This is a genomic window from Altererythrobacter xiamenensis (assembly GCF_900177715.1).
GTDB classification, from domain to species: Bacteria; Pseudomonadota; Alphaproteobacteria; order Sphingomonadales; family Sphingomonadaceae; genus Erythrobacter; species Erythrobacter xiamenensis.
Genome location: NZ_FXWG01000003.1, coordinates 18,033 through 30,935 on the forward strand (window position 1 = coordinate 18,033; position 12,903 = coordinate 30,935).

14 protein-coding genes are annotated in these 12,903 nt (G+C 62.9%); 11 read left to right on the top strand and 3 right to left on the bottom strand.

Annotated features, from left to right (window positions below; all coding sequences use genetic code 11):
* Window positions 1-41 precede the first annotated feature (41 nt).
* Window positions 42-2,006: a tetratricopeptide repeat-containing sulfotransferase family protein gene (locus tag CCE89_RS10695; protein WP_086438093.1), complete on the top strand. Its 1,965-nt coding sequence runs from the start codon at window positions 42-44 to the stop codon at window positions 2,004-2,006.
* Between the two features lie 30 nt (window positions 2,007-2,036).
* The gene (purU, locus tag CCE89_RS10700) at window positions 2,037-2,891 is read left to right on the top strand and encodes a formyltetrahydrofolate deformylase (protein WP_086438094.1); all 855 of its coding nucleotides are present in this window, start codon (window positions 2,037-2,039) and stop codon (window positions 2,889-2,891) included.
* A gap of 39 nt (window positions 2,892-2,930) precedes the next feature.
* On the opposite strand, the gene CCE89_RS10705 is transcribed toward purU, so the two are convergent.
* The 3 genes from CCE89_RS10705 to CCE89_RS10715 are packed head-to-tail and all read right to left on the bottom strand — an operon-like array spanning window position 2,931 to window position 4,944.
* The gene (locus CCE89_RS10705) at window positions 2,931-3,932 is read right to left on the bottom strand and encodes an aldo/keto reductase (protein WP_086438095.1); all 1,002 of its coding nucleotides are present in this window, start codon (window positions 3,930-3,932) and stop codon (window positions 2,931-2,933) included.
* Window positions 3,933-3,952: 20 nt separating this feature from the next.
* A complete protein-coding gene (locus CCE89_RS10710; RefSeq protein WP_086438096.1) occupies window positions 3,953-4,291 on the bottom strand; it encodes an ArsR/SmtB family transcription factor in 339 nt (112 codons plus the stop codon).
* Window positions 4,288-4,944 carry a peroxiredoxin gene (locus CCE89_RS10715; RefSeq protein ID WP_086438097.1) on the bottom strand — a complete coding sequence of 219 codons (657 nt, stop codon included), beginning with the start codon at window positions 4,942-4,944 and terminating at the stop codon, window positions 4,288-4,290. The genes CCE89_RS10710 and CCE89_RS10715 overlap by 4 nt, the downstream gene beginning before the upstream one ends.
* Before the next feature lie 74 nt (window positions 4,945-5,018).
* On the opposite strand from CCE89_RS10715, the gene CCE89_RS10720 reads away from it, so the two are divergent.
* From CCE89_RS10720 to CCE89_RS10760, 9 genes are all read left to right on the top strand, one after another.
* Window positions 5,019-5,951 carry an MBL fold metallo-hydrolase gene (locus CCE89_RS10720; RefSeq protein WP_086438098.1) on the top strand — a complete coding sequence of 311 codons (933 nt, stop codon included), beginning with the start codon at window positions 5,019-5,021 and terminating at the stop codon, window positions 5,949-5,951.
* A complete protein-coding gene (locus CCE89_RS10725) occupies window positions 5,948-6,412 on the top strand; it encodes a YeeE/YedE family protein (protein WP_086438099.1) in 465 nt (154 codons plus the stop codon). Before CCE89_RS10720 ends, CCE89_RS10725 begins: the two co-directional genes overlap by 4 nt.
* Complete coding sequence (locus tag CCE89_RS10730) at window positions 6,409-6,828, top strand: DUF6691 family protein (RefSeq protein WP_086438100.1); 420 nt, start codon at window positions 6,409-6,411, stop codon at window positions 6,826-6,828. Before CCE89_RS10725 ends, CCE89_RS10730 begins: the two co-directional genes overlap by 4 nt.
* On the top strand, window positions 6,828-7,235 hold the full coding sequence (locus tag CCE89_RS10735) for a TIGR01244 family sulfur transferase (RefSeq protein WP_086438101.1): 408 nt from the start codon (window positions 6,828-6,830) through the stop codon (window positions 7,233-7,235). Before CCE89_RS10730 ends, CCE89_RS10735 begins: the two co-directional genes overlap by 1 nt.
* Before the next feature lie 19 nt (window positions 7,236-7,254).
* On the top strand, window positions 7,255-8,484 hold the full coding sequence (locus tag CCE89_RS10740) for an NAD(P)/FAD-dependent oxidoreductase (RefSeq protein ID WP_234990047.1): 1,230 nt from the start codon (window positions 7,255-7,257) through the stop codon (window positions 8,482-8,484).
* A gap of 16 nt (window positions 8,485-8,500) precedes the next feature.
* On the top strand, window positions 8,501-10,258 hold the full coding sequence (locus CCE89_RS10745) for a SulP family inorganic anion transporter (protein ID WP_086438102.1): 1,758 nt from the start codon (window positions 8,501-8,503) through the stop codon (window positions 10,256-10,258).
* Between the two features lie 79 nt (window positions 10,259-10,337).
* Complete coding sequence (locus tag CCE89_RS10750) at window positions 10,338-11,780, top strand: cytochrome ubiquinol oxidase subunit I (protein WP_086438103.1); 1,443 nt, start codon at window positions 10,338-10,340, stop codon at window positions 11,778-11,780.
* Window positions 11,780-12,775 (top strand): cytochrome d ubiquinol oxidase subunit II, encoded by a 996-nt coding sequence (cydB, locus tag CCE89_RS10755; RefSeq protein ID WP_086438104.1) that lies wholly within the window; start codon window positions 11,780-11,782, stop codon window positions 12,773-12,775. Before CCE89_RS10750 ends, cydB begins: the two co-directional genes overlap by 1 nt.
* Window positions 12,775-12,903 (top strand): DUF2474 family protein, encoded by a 129-nt coding sequence (locus CCE89_RS10760; protein WP_086438105.1) that lies wholly within the window; start codon window positions 12,775-12,777, stop codon window positions 12,901-12,903. The genes cydB and CCE89_RS10760 overlap by 1 nt, the downstream gene beginning before the upstream one ends.

Sequence of the window (12,903 nt, forward strand, 5' to 3'; positions counted from 1 at the left end):
CGCGGGTTCACCTCCACCGTTTTGCTTTGTAGGGAGCCGTCATGGACGCGCGCGAGGACAAGCTGAAATCCGCTCAATCCGCTCTCAAGGCGGGCGATTTCGCGGCTGGCCGCAGGCTGGCGGAAGATATCCTCGAAGGGGACGAGCACGACGGCGAGGCGCTCTACATGGCGGCCGTGGCCTCGCGCTACCTGCGAGATTTCGAGGGTGCGGCGGAATATTTGCAGCGTCTGCATGCGGCGATGCCCGAATATGGTCGGGCCTGGCAGGAAGAAGGGCACCTCGCCCTCGCCACCGGCAATAGCGATGCGGCGCTCGGCGCGTTCATGCGGGCGACGCGTTTCAATCCCGCGCTGGAGGTCAGCTGGCGCGAACAGGCGCGTTTGTTGCAGGAAACGGGGCGCGGCAGTGAAGCGCAGGCCGCGCTGGCCCAGCGCCAGCGGCTCGCCGCGATGCCGCGCGAGCTGCTCGCCGTCACCAATCATCTGGCAGAAGGCCGATTGCTGCGCGCCGAGGAAATCTGCCGCCACTATCTTCGCCAGAACCCGCGCGATGTCGAAGGGATGCGGCTGCTCGCCAAGATCGGTCTGGAACTGGGCGTGCTCGACGATGCCGAGTTCCTGCTGGAGAGCGCGGTTTCCTTCGAACCCGACAACCTCCAGCTCAAGCTCGACTATGTCGATGTCCTGCGCCGACGGCAGAAGTTCGAACGCGCGCATGAAGAGGCGGCGAAGCTTCACGAAACCGACCCGGACAATCCGCTGTTCCAGTCACGCCTTGCCATCGAAAGCATGCAGACCGGCGATTACGATCAGGCCTTCGCGCTGTTCCGGAGGGTTCTGGCGAAGCTCCCCGATGATCCCGCGACGCTGACCAGCATGGGCCACGCCCTCAAGACGACCGGCCAGCGCGAGGATGCGGTGGCGAGCTATCAAGCGGCAATCGCGGCGAAACCCGACCATGGCGACGCCTATTATGCCCTCGCGAATCTCAAGAATTACGACTTCTCCGACGCCGAAGTAGAGGCGATGCAACAGCAGGTGTCGCGGCCCGATCTCGCCTTCATGGACCGGGTGCACCTGTCCTTTGCGCTGGGCAAGGCGCTGGAGGATCGCCGCGATTACGAGGGCAGCTTCGCGAATTACGATGCAGGCAACGCGCTGAAACGGGCGCAAACCCGCTACAGCGCGGATACGATGAGCGCCGAACTGGCAAAGCAGAAGGCGGTCTGCACGCAGGATTTGTTCGAGGCGAAGTCAGGTGCAGGGCACGATGCGCCCGACCCGATTTTCATCCTCGGCCTGCCGCGCGCCGGTTCGACCCTGCTCGAACAGATCCTCGCCAGCCATTCGCAGATCGACGGAACGCTCGAACTGCCGGATATTCTCGCGCTGGCGCACAGGCTGCGGGGCCGCAAGGCGGGTCAGTCGAACTATCCGCAAGTGCTGGAGGAACTCTCGCCCGAGCAGCTCACGCGCTTTGGCGAGGAGTTTATCGCCAACACCCGCGTCCACCGACAGGGCGCGCCGTTATTCATCGACAAGATGCCGAACAATTTCCGCCACATCGGCCTCATCCACCTGATCCTGCCCAATGCGAAGATCATCGATGCACGCCGCGCGCCAATGGATTGCTGCTTTTCGGGCTTCAAGCAGCTGTTCGCCGAGGGGCAGGAGTTCACTTACGGCTTGCACGAAATCGGGCGCTATTACGCCGATTATGTTGATCTGATGGACCATTGGGACGCGGTGCTTCCGGGTAAGGTGCTGCGCGTTCAGCATGAGGACGTGCTCGACGACATCGAGGGGCAGACCCGCCGCATGCTCGATTACCTTGGCTTGCCGTTCGAGGAACAATGCCTCGCCTTCCACGAAACCGAACGCGCGGTGCGTACCGCTTCAAGCGAACAGGTGCGCGAACCGATCAACCGCAAGGGGCAGGGCGCATGGAAGCCCTATGAGCAATGGCTCGATCCGCTAAAGGAAGCCCTGGGCGACCTCGCCTAGGTATATCTGCAAAACTTGGGGAGTCTGCCGATGCCCAACGAATTGGTTCTCAAGCTGTCATGCGAAGACAGGCCCGGCATCACGGCGCGGGTGACCGGCCTGATCACGGAGCAGCGCGGGAATATCCTCGAAGCGCAGCAGTTCAACGATCAGTCGAGCGACCGTTTCTTCATGCGGGTGGCGTTCGACGCCGATGGAACCTCGCAAGACGCATTCCGGGCAGCCTTCGAGCCGATAGCCAATGAGTTTGGAATGACCTGGGCGGTGCGCGATCCGCACAGTCCACGCAAGGTTGCCCTGATGGTCAGCAAGTTCGACCACTGCCTCGGCGACCTTCTCTATCGGCATCGCATCGGCGAGCTCAATTTCGAGCCGGTGGCCATCGTCTCCAACCACCCGCGCGAGGCGCTTTCGATCTCGCCAGCCTACGACGTACCCTATCACCATCTGCCGGTTACGAAGGACACCAAGCAGGAGCAGGAAGCGCAGGTTAAGCGGATCATCGAGGAAACGGGTGCGGAGCTCGTCGTGCTGGCGCGCTATATGCAGATCCTCAGCGATGATATGGTGAGCGCGCTCAAGGGGCGCTGCATCAACATCCACCACTCCTTCCTGCCGGGCTTCAAGGGTGCCAAGCCCTATCATCAGGCGCATGCGCGCGGCGTGAAGATGATCGGGGCGACCGCCCACTACGTGACAGCCGACCTCGACGAGGGGCCGATCATTCACCAGGACGTCGAGCCGGTGACCCATGCCGACAGCCCCGAAGACATGGTGCGCAAGGGACGGGATATCGAGCGCCGCGTGCTGGCCGAAGCAGTACGGATGCATCTCGAAGACCGCGTCCTGCTCAACGGCGACAAGACGGTGGTGTTCAGGAGCTGAGCCACGGCTCCATTCGGCACGCGCGGCGGATTCGATGCGTCAGGCGGGATAGTCTTCCGTATCGATGCTTTGCCGCATGGCTTCGGAGTACCGGTGACCTTTCACCGTCTGCTCGTTGATGATCGCGCCTGCCCGCGTGAGAACATCCGTGGCGATTTCGAGGCTGGAAGCGGCGAAGTTCTCCCGCATGTGCTCGATGCTCGTGGTGCCGGGAATGGCATGGACGTGGTCGCCCTGCGCCAGCACCCAGGCCAGCGCCAGTTGAGCGGGTTCGACACCGGCTTCGGCGGCCAGGTCATCGAAGCGTTCGATCATAGCGAGGTTTTCCGGCCAGTTTATGCCGTCGAAGCGGGGCATGCTCCGGCGCAAATCCTTCTCGGCCAGTGATTGCGGGTCCTTGAGCTCGCCGCCCAGCGCGCCGCGCGCGACCGGCGAAAACGGGACGAGCGCAATCCCGAGCTCGCGCGTCGTCTCGAGCACGCCCAGTTCGACATTGCGGGTCCACAGCGACATCTCGGTCTGGACGGCCGCCATCGGGTGGACGTCATGCGCCTCGCGGATATGGGCGGACGACCACTCGGACACGCCGTAAGCGCCGATCTTTCCCGCTTCGATCGCGCGGGCCATCGCGCCGACGCTGTCCGCAATCGGCGTATTGCGGTCCAGCCGGTGCATGTAGAACAGGTCGATATGGTCGGTCTTGAGCCGCGCAAGGCTGGCGTCGAGACTTTCGGCGATGGCTTCGGGCGAACAGTCGATCCCGCGACGCTTCCCGTCGACGACGATCCCGGTCTTGCTGGCGAGGAGGAACTCATCGCGGCGGTGCATCACCGCGTCCGCCAGCAGCTCCTCATTCTTGCCAAGCCCATAGATGTTGGCCGTGTCGAGATGGTTGTAGCCAAGGTCCAGCGCTTCGTTGAGCAGCCGGACCTTGTCCTCATGCGGGGGCGGATCGCCATATGCCCAGCTGAGATTCATGCAGCCGAGGCCGATCGGGTCGACGGACCTTCCCGCCAGCGTTCGCTCGTTTTGTATAGCCATATGGCGGGGCTGTAGCCCAGTCAGGAAAGGCGCGCAAAGTTGGCGGCGCCGGGGCTGGGCGTGCGGCGCCTGGTGGCGATGGCTGGGGGCTGGCCGGGAGTGGACCCGATAGCCGCCGCGACCTTCGCCAGACGATCCTCGTTGCGGCTGTAGTACACGAGCTTGGCTTCCTTGCGGGTGTCGACCAGCCCGGCCTTGCGCAACACGCCCAGCTGCTGGGAAAGCGTGGGCTGTCCGATGCCCGAAGCAGTTTCGATTTCTCCGACGTTCAGCTCACCCTGGCGCAGGACTTCGAGTACCTGGAAGCGCAGCGGATGCGCGATGGCCTTGAGCTCCTCGATCGGCGCATTCTTGCTCATTTGCGCTTACCCTTTCCCGCTACGTTCAAGAACCACGAGGTTCCGTCCTTCGCCGCGTAAACCTCGTCCAGGCTGTGGGTGGGCACCTTGAGTAGCGCATCGCCGGGTTGCCAATTGGCAGGGGCGAGAGCGCCTTCGGCGTCGATCGCCTGCAGCGCATCGAGCATGCGCAGCATTTCGGGGATCGAGCGCCCCATATTGGCGGGGTAGCAATTCATCGCCCGGATCACGCCGGCCGGATCGATGAAGAATGTCGTTCGCACAGTCGCACTGTCGCTGTCCTGCGCGCCCACCATGCCGAAGGCGCGTCCGATGACGAGAGTGGGATCCTCGATGATGGGGAAGCGCACTTCGACATCGAACCGGTCCCGGATCAGGCGCAGCCAGGCGAAGTGGGAGAACAGGCTGTCGACGGAAAGCGCCATCAGGGCGCAATCCCTCCGGTCGAACTCATCCGCCTGGCGGGCCAGCTCGACGAACTCGGTCGTACAAACGGGCGTGAAATCGGCCGGGTGAGAGAAGAGAATCAGCCATCTGTCGCGAAAGGCGGAAAGCCTGACGGGACCGATGGTGCTCCGCGCTTCGAAATCGGGTGCCGCGTCACCAATACGGAGGCTTCCGGGGTGCGTGGCTGGAGTGTCCTGACTTATCATTGGGCGCAGACATACCACTTGACTCCGAGAATGCAATACATATACACAATTTATGTAAACAAAGGAGTTTTGAGATGACTGAGGTCGATAGCCCGCTTGATGCGGCGTCCCAACAGGTCAGGCGTGCCGCTGCGGAAAAGCAGCTCCGTCCCTCGATTGCCGGCTTTTTCGACGAGGCCACCAACACGGTGAGCTATGTCGTGCATGATCCCAAATCATGCGAGGCGGCGATCATCGACTCGGTCCTCGATTACGAGGCGGCGTCGGGTCGGACGTCCCACGGGTCGGCGGACCGCATTATCGAATACGTGAATACGAATAATCTGAAAGTGACATGGCTGATCGAGACGCATGCCCATGCCGATCACATTTCCGCTGCGCCCTATCTTCAGGAGAAGCTGGGCGGCAAGCTGGCGATCGGGGCCGAGATCATCCGGGTCCAGGACGTATTCGGCAAACTGTTCAACGCAGGGACCGATTTCGAGCGCGATGGCTCGCAGTTCGACCACCTGTTCAAGGACGGCGAGACTTTTGCACTCGGTTCAATCGAAGGCATCGCGCTTCATGTACCCGGCCACACGCCGGCAGACATGGCCTTCATTATCGGTGACGCTGCTTTTGTCGGCGATACGATCTTCATGCCCGATTTCGGCACCGCGAGGGCCGACTTTCCGGGCGGCGATGCGCGCGAGCTGTTCCATTCGATCCGCCGCCTGCTGTCGCTTCCCGATGAGACGCGTCTGTTCCTCTGCCATGACTACAAGGCGCCGGGCCGTGACGAATACGCCTGGGAGACGACGGTCGGCCAGCAGCGGCGCGAGAACATCCACGTCAAGGACGGGGTAAGCGAAGAGGACTTCGTGAAAATGCGGACCGAGCGCGACAAGACGCTCGCCATGCCCAATCTCATCATGCCCAGCGTGCAGGTTAATATCCGCGGCGGGCGCTTGCCCGAGCCGGAGGATAACGGCGTGAGCTACATCAAGATTCCGGTGAACGCGGTATGATGCTGCCCGGTTTCCCGGAGGCTGCTCCGCTTGCCGGCCTGGCGGGCGGGGTGCTCATCGGCCTTGCCGCCGCGCTCATGCTCCTTGGGGCAGGGCGCATTGCCGGTGTCTCCGGCATTACCGCCCGGGCCACGGGCATCAGCAATAGCGGCATGTCCGTTTCCAGTGCGTGGATGTTCCTGATCGGCTTGCCGGTCGGTGCCGCGCTGGTGGTGCTGTTTTCCCGCGGGCTGGAGGCGCGTTTCGCCGAATGGCCCTACCTCGTGGGAGCGGGGCTCCTGGTCGGGATCGGCACGCGTCTGGGCAGCGGGTGCACCAGCGGACACGGCGTCTGCGGGGTCAGCCGCCTGTCGCAGCGCTCGATCGTCGCAACGCTGACTTTCATGGCCGCAGGTATTGCCACCGTTGCCTTGATGAACGCGCTCGGCCTGAATCCGCTCGGGCTGGAGGTGCTTCCATGATCAAGAGGATACTGCCTCCACTGGCTTCGGGCGTCTTGTTCGGCGCTGGCCTTGCGCTCGGCGGAATGACCAATCCGGCGCGCGTGCGCGGCTTTCTCGATATCTTCGGAAATTGGGACCCGACGCTCGCGTTTGTCATGGGCGGTGCCGTCATCGTGATGGCTGTTGCCTGGCGCTTTCGCGAGCGCATGGCTCATCCACTTTTTGCCGAGAAGTTCTCGCTCCCTGACCGTACCGATCTGACCGGAAAGTTGATCGGCGGCTCGGCCCTGTTCGGCATTGGCTGGGGTATAGCAGGGCTTTGCCCCGGCCCCGGCGTCGCGGCGCTGGTGATCGAACCGGCATCGGCTGCGATCTTCGTCATAGCCATGCTTGCCGGCATGGGCATCGTCCGGCTCACCGAAGGAAATGCGTGATGGATATTCGTGAAGTCACACCCGGATTTGCCGTCGCTCCGCAGATCCAGCCGGGCGATCTGCCCGAACTCGCGTCCAGGGGATACAAGGCAGTCATCTGCAACCGCCCCGATGGCGAAGAGGCAGGCCAGCCGCCGGTCGAAGCGATCCGGGCAGCCGCACAGGATGCGGGCGTGGCATTCCACCACATACCGGTGAGCGGTGGCGCGTTTCCTGACGGCGCCATCGAAGCCTTTCGCTCGGTCAGGCGCAGCACAGAGGGGCCGGTCCTCGCCTATTGCCGAACGGGAACGCGCTCGATCACGCTGGAAACGCTCGCCAATCCGCAGGGGCGTTCGGCGGAAGAGCGGCTCGGCGACGCGGAGGCGGCGGGCTACGACCTGTCCGGCCTCGCGTCGAAACTGTAACCAGACTGGAGAGCGGGCCGTGGCCAGCAACACTTCGCACACAGTGGTCATCATCGGCGGCGGCGCCGCGGGGATTGCGACCGCAGCATCCATGCTCAAGCGTCGTCCGGGTCTCGACATTGCAATTGTCGAGCCGTCGGACACGCATTCATACCAGCCCGGCTGGACTATGGTCGGTGCCGGCGTTTTCGAGCCCGAGGTTACGCAGCGCCCGATGGCGAGCGTGATGCCGAAGGGCGTGAACTGGATCAAGGCCGCAGCAGCCAGCTTCCAGCCGGAAGACAATCAGGTCACGCTCGAGGACGGATCGCGCCTGCGCTATGACTTATTGATCGTTGCGCCTGGTATCCGGCTCGCATGGGAGAAGATCGAGGGCCTCGAGAAGACGCTCGGCAAGAACGGCGTTACCTCGAATTATCGATATGATCTCGCCCCTTATACTTGGGAGCTCGTGCAGAACCTCAAGTCCGGGCGTGCTATATTCACCCAGCCGCCGATGCCGATCAAATGCGCGGGAGCGCCGCAGAAATCGATGTACCTGTCCTGCGACCACTGGCTCCGCTCAGGCGTGCTTGACGATATCGAGGTCGAGTTTCGCAATGCCGGCGGCGTGCTGTTCGGCGTGCAGGACTATGTCCCGGCGCTGATGGAATATGTCGAGAAATACCACATCGGTCTGCAGCTCGGCAGCAATCTGGTGGCGGTCGACGGACCTGCAGGCGTGGCGACATTTGCGAGCGAAGACGGCGAGGTGAACCACGAGTTCGACATGCTTCATGTCGTGCCGCCGCAGGTCGCGCCGCAGTTCCTCGCCGACAGTCCGCTCGCGGCGACAAGCGGGTTTACCGATGTCGACCAGCACACGCTCCAGCATGTCCGCTACCCCAACGTCTTCGGCCTCGGCGATGCAGGATCGATGCCCAACGCCAAGACCGCCGCTGCGGCGCGGAAGCAGGCACCTGTTGTGGCGGTCAATGCGCTGCGGGCGCTCGATGGCAAGGGGCCGACCGCAGGCTATGACGGCTACGGTTCGTGCCCGCTCACGGTGGAACGCGGCAAGATCGTGCTGGCCGAGTTCGGCTATGGCGGAAAGCTCACCCCGAGCTTCCCGACATGGCTGATCGACGGCACGAAGCCAACGCGGCTTTCGTGGATGCTAAAGGCCGACATCCTGCCCTGGATCTACTGGAACGGCATGCTGAAGGGGCGCGAATGGCTCGCTGGCCCCGGCAACATGATCGCGCAGTAAAGGCAGGGCGGCGGCAATGCTCGCACGATACTTCCCGATCCTCGAATGGGGTCGAACCTATAATCGTTCGGTCCTGACCAGCGACCTGATGGCGGCGGTGATCGTCACCATCATGCTGATCCCGCAGAGCCTTGCCTATGCGCTGCTCGCCGGATTGCCGCCGGTCGTGGGTCTCTATGCCTCGATCATGCCGCTCGTGCTCTATGCGATTTTCGGGACGAGCCGCACGCTGGCAGTGGGGCCGGTCGCGGTGGTTTCCTTGATGACCGCCAGTGCAGCAGGTGCGGTCGCAGCACAAGGTACGGCGGAATATCTCGAAGCGGCAATCACGCTTGCGATGCTGTCAGGCGTGATGCTGGCCATACTCGGGCTGCTGCGTGCAGGCTTCCTCGCCAATCTTCTGTCGCACCCGGTGATCAGCGGTTTCATCACCGCGAGCGGCATCCTGATCGCGACGAGCCAGCTGAAGCACATCCTCGGCATCAGGGCAGGGGGCGACAATTGGCCCGACATGCTGGGTTCGCTCGCGGCTGCGATCGGAGAGACGAACGTCTGGACGCTGGCCATCGGTATCCCGGCGACGCTGTTCCTGTTCTGGGTGCGCAAGGGCGCGAAGCCCGCGCTGCAGAAAATGGGCCTGCCGCCGCGCGCCGCCGACATGACCGCCAAGGCAGGGCCGGTCGTCGCCGTGGTGCTGACGATCATCGCGGTAATCGCCTTCGATCTAGGCGAGAAGGGTGTGAACCTCGTGGGAGCCATTCCGCAAGGGCTGCCGCCGTTTGCCATGCCCTCGACCGACCTTTCGCTGATCGAACAGTTGTGGGTGCCCGCGCTCCTCATATCGATCATCGGTTTTGTCGAGAGCGTCTCGGTCGCGCAGACGCTCGCTGCCAAGCGGCGCCAGCGCATCGCGCCCGACCAGGAACTGATCGGCCTCGGCGCTTCCAATATCGCCAGCGCGTTTTCGGGTGGCTACCCCGTCACCGGCGGGTTTGCCCGTTCGGTCGTGAACTTCGATGCCGGGGCGGAGACTCCTGCGGCTGGCGCGTTCACCGCCGTCGGGATCGCGCTCGCCAGCCTGTTCCTCACCCCGCTGCTGTTCAGCCTGCCGATCGCAACGCTCGCCGCGACCATCATCGTCGCGGTGCTGAGCCTGGTCGATCTCAGGACCCCGGGCCAATTGTGGCGCTATTCCAAGGCCGATTTCGCAGCGCATATCGCGACCATCGGCATCACGCTGGTCGCAGGTGTCGAACTCGGCGTCATTGCCGGTGTCGGTGTCGGCCTGCTGCTCTATCTGTGGCGTGCCAGCCGCCCGCATGCGGCGATCGTCGGACGCGTTCCGGAAACCGAGCATTTCCGCAATGTCGAGCGCCACAAGGTATTCACCGTGCCGCATGTTCTCTCGATCCGCATCGACGAGGCGCTGACCTATCTCAATGCGCGCTGGCTGGAGGAATATGTGCTGGAGCGGGTCGCCGAACGTCCCGAACTGCGCCACGTCATCCTGATGTGCAGCGCGGTGAACGAGATCGATGCGTCGGGGCTGGAAAGCCTCGAGGCGATCAATCACCGGCTGGGCGACAGCGGGGTCGGCTTGCATCTGTCCGAAGTGAAAGGGCCGGTGATGGACAGGCTCAAGCGCACGCATTTCCTCGAAGAGCTGAACGGCAAGGTCTTCCTCTCGCAAGACCGCGCCTTTGCCGAAGTTTCGAAGGACGACGGCACGCCTCCGCCTCCGGTCGATCACTATCTTGCACGCGGGATGATCTGATGGGGCGCTTGCATATCGCGCAACCTGTGTGGCGCGCTTCTCGTGAAAGAAATCCGGTCTGAACGTCTAAAGGAACTTCATGTTCGAATATTTCGACGCCCTGTTGCTGGCACGAATCCAGTTCGCCTTCACGGTCAGCTTCCACTTCTTCTTTCCGGCGTTCTCGATCGGCTTGGCCAGCTACCTTATGGTGCTGGAGGGCCTGTGGCTGAAAACCGGCAAGCCGCTCTATCTCGACCTGTTCAAATACTGGATCAAGATATTCGCCATCGCTTTCGCGATGGGCGTCGTGTCGGGCATCGTGATGAGCTACCAGTTCGGCACCAATTGGTCAGTCTTTTCCGATGTCGCCGGCCCGGTGATCGGCCCGCTCATGGCATATGAGGTTTTGACGGCTTTCTTCCTCGAAGCCGGCTTTCTTGGCGTCATGCTTTTCGGCATGAACAAGGTGGGCAAGCGTCTGCACTTCGCCGCCACCTGTATGGTGGCGCTCGGTACCTTTGTATCCGCCTTCTGGATCCTCTCGGTCAACAGCTGGATGCAGACACCGACCGGCTTCGAAATGGGCGCAAACGGCCAGTTCCTGCCCGGTGAAAGCTGGTGGGACATCATCTTCAATCCCAGCTTCCCGTACCGCCTCGTTCATACCGTGATGGCGGCCTATCTCACCACTGCCTTCGTCGTGGGCGGGGTAGGGGCATGGCACCTGCTCAAGGACAAGACGAACGTCCACGCGCGCAAGATGTTCTCGATGGCGATGTGGATGGCGGCGCTCGTCACTCCGCTGCAGATTTTTGCTGGCGACATGCACGGCCTCAACACGCTCGAGCATCAACCCGCCAAGGTCATGGCGATGGAAGGGCATTTTCAAAGCCATCCCGATGGCGCGCCTCTGATCCTGTTCGGCATTCCTGACAGCGAGGAAAAGACGGTCAAATATGCGATCGAGATTCCCAAGGCTTCCTCGCTGATCCTCAAGCACGATCCGGACGCACCGCTGGCCGGGCTCGATACCATTCCCGACGACGAAGAGCCGCCAGTCGGGATGGTGTTCTGGTCGTTCCGCATCATGGTCGGGATCGGCTTTGCCATGCTCGGCATCGGCGCATGGAGCCTGTATGCCCGCTTCCGCAAACGGCTCTACGATGCGAAATGGCTGCATCGCGCGGCTGTTGTGATGGCACCCTCGGGATTTGCTGCAGTGCTCGCCGGATGGATCACGACCGAGGTGGGCCGCCAGCCCTATGTCATCTATGGACTGCTGCGCACCGCCGATGCGGCAAGCCCGCTCGATGCGCCCGCCGTGGCGGCTTCGCTGCTGGCCTTCATCGTGGTCTACTTCGCCGTGTTCGGGGTGGGTGTCTGGTACATCCTGCGCCTGATGAGCAAGGCCCCGCATGTCGGCGAAATCGGCGCCAAGCGCGGCGATACCGGCCCGATCCGAACTGCGGGGATTACCCCCGGACCGACCCAGAACCCGGGTCACGACGACACCCTCCCCAGTGAAAAGGAGGACGTGTGATGGACCTCACAGTCATCTGGGCCTTCATCATCGCATTCGCCGTCTTCGCCTATGTCGTGATGGACGGCTTCGACCTCGGGATCGGCATTCTTTTCCCGACATTCGCGGTCGGGCGGGAGCGGGACAAGGCGATGAACTCCATCGCGCCGGTCTGGGATGGCAACGAGACCTGGCTTGTGCTGGGTGGAGGCGGGTTATTTGCGGCTTTCCCGCTGGCCTATGCGGTCATTCTCCCGGCTACTTACCCGCTGATCATCGCCATGCTGCTCGGACTCGTCTTTCGCGGCGTCGCGTTCGAATATCGCTGGCGTGACCCGGGCCATCAGGGTTTCTGGGATGCGGCCTTTACCGGCGGCTCGCTCGTTGCAGCGATGGCTCAGGGAATGACGCTCGGCGCTCTGCTGCAGGGCATCGAGGTCGTGGATCGCAACTATGCTGGGAGCTGGTTCGACTGGCTGACACCCTACACCTTGCTATGCGGGCTCGGGGTCGTCGCGGGCTACGCGCTGCTCGGCAGCACCTGGCTCATCTGGAAGCTGGAGGGGAACGAGCAGGCGCACGCGCGCAAACTCGCCTCGCGCGCCGCAATCGCCACTATCGTGCTGATGGGAGCGGTGAGCCTCTACAACGTCTTCCTAAATGCCGAATATGCCGCGCGCTGGCTGACTGCGCCAGAGATCTATTTCGCAGCGCCCGTGCCGATCGTCACCGCAATCATCGCAATTTCGATGATCCGGGCGATCTCGCGGGAACGCAACAGCAAGCCTTTCTGGCTCGCGCTGGCGCTGTTCTTCTTCGGTATGGCGGGACTGGGCGTCACCATGTGGCCCTATGTCGTGCCGCCGGGCCTCACGATCTGGGATGCCGCCGCGCCGGAGCGCAGCCAGATATTCATGCTGATCGGCGTGGCGATCACCATGCCGCTGATCATCGGCTATACCGCCTGGGCCTATTGGGTGTTTCGCGGCAAGGTATCTGACGAAGGATACCACTGATGCCCGCGCCACCCGATCCGCCGTCCCCATTGTGGAAGCGGCTGGCCTGGATGGCCGGCATCTGGCTCGCCAGCGTAGCAGTCCTGGGCGCGGTCGCGTGGATCATCCGCCTCTGGCTGGCGCCGTAG

Bases quoted from the DNA above. Each gene is read 5' to 3' on its own strand.
- CCE89_RS10705 (WP_086438095.1), bottom strand. From the start codon at position 3,932: ATGGCTATACAAAACGAGCGAACGCTGGCGGGAAGGTCCGTCGACCCG.
- cydB (WP_086438104.1), top strand. From the start codon at position 11,780: ATGGACCTCACAGTCATCTGGGCCTTCATCATCGCATTCGCCGTCTTC.
- CCE89_RS10695 (WP_086438093.1), top strand. From the start codon at position 42: ATGGACGCGCGCGAGGACAAGCTGAAATCCGCTCAATCCGCTCTCAAG.
- CCE89_RS10720 (WP_086438098.1), top strand. From the start codon at position 5,019: ATGACTGAGGTCGATAGCCCGCTTGATGCGGCGTCCCAACAGGTCAGG.
- CCE89_RS10725 (WP_086438099.1), top strand. From the start codon at position 5,948: ATGATGCTGCCCGGTTTCCCGGAGGCTGCTCCGCTTGCCGGCCTGGCG.
- CCE89_RS10750 (WP_086438103.1), top strand. From the start codon at position 10,338: ATGTTCGAATATTTCGACGCCCTGTTGCTGGCACGAATCCAGTTCGCC.
- CCE89_RS10760 (WP_086438105.1), top strand. From the start codon at position 12,775: ATGCCCGCGCCACCCGATCCGCCGTCCCCATTGTGGAAGCGGCTGGCC.
- purU (WP_086438094.1), top strand. From the start codon at position 2,037: ATGCCCAACGAATTGGTTCTCAAGCTGTCATGCGAAGACAGGCCCGGC.
- CCE89_RS10710 (WP_086438096.1), bottom strand. From the start codon at position 4,291: ATGAGCAAGAATGCGCCGATCGAGGAGCTCAAGGCCATCGCGCATCCG.
- CCE89_RS10745 (WP_086438102.1), top strand. From the start codon at position 8,501: ATGCTCGCACGATACTTCCCGATCCTCGAATGGGGTCGAACCTATAAT.
- CCE89_RS10730 (WP_086438100.1), top strand. From the start codon at position 6,409: ATGATCAAGAGGATACTGCCTCCACTGGCTTCGGGCGTCTTGTTCGGC.
- CCE89_RS10735 (WP_086438101.1), top strand. From the start codon at position 6,828: ATGGATATTCGTGAAGTCACACCCGGATTTGCCGTCGCTCCGCAGATC.
- CCE89_RS10715 (WP_086438097.1), bottom strand. From the start codon at position 4,944: ATGATAAGTCAGGACACTCCAGCCACGCACCCCGGAAGCCTCCGTATT.